The following is a 1,814-nucleotide window of genomic DNA, read 5'->3' as shown; positions in this document are numbered from 1 at the left end:
CACGGGCTCGCGGCTCGGCAAGGACGGCGCGCCCATCACCCTGCAGCTGATGTACGACGCCTCCTCCACGCAGAACTCCTCCTCGGCGCAGTTCATGCAGTCCTGGCTCAAAGACCTCGGCATCGGCCTGGAGCTGAAGGGCACGAACTGGGGCGAAATGCTCGACCTGGTGCCCCAGGGCAAGTACGACATGTACATCAGCGGGTGGTCCGTGAGCGGCGACCCCGACTACATGCTCTCGATCAACACCTGCGGCACCCTGCCCGACAGCCCCGGCGCAAGCAGCCCCAGCCAGGACTACATGTGTGACCCCGAGTTCGACGCGCTCTACCAGGCGCAGCACGTCGAGACCGACCCGGAGCAGCGCATCGAGCTCGTGCACCAGGCGATGGCGCGGCACTATGACTTCGCCTCGAACCTGAACCTGTACTACGACGACGCGCTCGAGGCGTACCGCTCCGATCGCCTCACCAACCTCGTCGAGATGAACGGCTCCGAGCTGAACTACTGGTCCATCGCCCAGGTTGAGCTGCAGGACGGCGCCGGTTCCGGCGGCGTCCCCGGATGGGTCTGGGGCGTAGGCGGCGGGGTCCTCGTGCTCGCGATCGCTGGCATCGCGACCGCCTCGGTGCGGCGGAAGAACACCGCGGCGGACCGGCAGTAGCCCGTGCTCGGCGAAGCACCCGGGGCGGGGCCGCTCGGCCCCGCCCCGGCACCACACACTCTGAAACACCCCCGGAACGAACGGAGACCGGCATGTCGGATACCGAACTGCTGAACGCCTACGTCACCCCGGACGACGAGGCCGCCGACGTCCGGCACGGCAGCGGCACGCTCCGGTACATCCTCAAGAAGGCCGGTGGCTCGGTCATCAGCCTGTTCATGGTCGTGATGCTCGGGTTCTTCGCCTTCCGCGTCCTGCCCGGTGACCCCGTGGCCGTGCTCACCCGCGGCCGCGAGGTCACCGCGCAGCAGGTCGCCGACCTTCGCCTGGAGCTGGGCCTGGACCAGCCGATCTGGGTGCAGTTCTGGCACTACCTCACGGGCCTCTTTCAGGGAGACCTCGGCACCTCCTTCGTGTATCACGCGCCGGTCACGCAGCTGATCGGGGAGTACCTCTGGCCCACCGTGCTCCTCATGAGCGTCTCCCTCGTGTTCACCATCCTCATCGGGGTGTGGGCCGGACAGAAGGCCGCCTGGAATCGGGGCGGGTTCTTCGACAACAGCAGCACCACGATCGCCTTGATCTTCTGGTCAATGCCCGCCTTCTGGCTGGGCCTCCTCCTGCTCCTCGCCTTCTCCGGCACCGGGATCTTCCCCAGCGCCGGGATGGTCACCGCGGGAAGCAGCGCCGCAGGATTCGCCCTGGTGTGGGACGTCGTGCGCCACCTCGCCCTGCCGACCGTGACCCTGGTCGCGGTGTCCTACGCCCAGTACGCCCTCGTGATGCGATCCTCGCTGCTTGAGGAGATGAACGCGGACTACCTCGTCACCGCGCGGGCCAAGGGCCTGCCCGAGGACACGGTGCGCCGACGCCACGCCCTCCCGAACGCCCTCCTGCCGACCGTGACGATCGTGTTTCTCCAGATCGCGGGGCTCATCAGCGGGGCGGTGACCGTCGAGACGGTGTTCTCCTGGCCGGGCCTCGGCTTCCTCACCTATCAGGCGATCCAGGGCCCCGATTTCCCGCTGTTGCAGGGCACCTTTGTGGTGTTCTCCTCCATCGTGATCCTGATGAACTTCGTCGCGGACCTCGTGTACCGCGCAATTGACCCGAGGGTGCGTGCCGCATGACCGACACGGTGAACTCCGTC

General features: G+C 67.4%; 2 protein-coding genes. Both read left to right on the top strand.

From position 1 onward, the window contains the following. On the top strand, window positions 1-664 hold a 664-nt coding region (locus tag OOT08_RS06930), incomplete at its 5' end, for an ABC transporter substrate-binding protein (protein WP_325091864.1). A 92-nt stretch (window positions 665-756) separates the two neighbouring features. Continuing rightward, window positions 757-1,794: an ABC transporter permease gene (locus OOT08_RS06925; protein WP_325091863.1), complete on the top strand. Its 1,038-nt coding sequence runs from the start codon at window positions 757-759 to the stop codon at window positions 1,792-1,794. The last annotated feature ends 20 nt before the right edge of the window (window positions 1,795-1,814 follow it).

It is taken from the genome of Leucobacter sp. M11 (genome assembly GCF_035726885.1).
Lineage (GTDB): Bacteria > Actinomycetota > Actinomycetes > Actinomycetales > Microbacteriaceae > JAPFRB01.
This window is presented reverse-complemented; position numbering and strand designations above follow the sequence as displayed.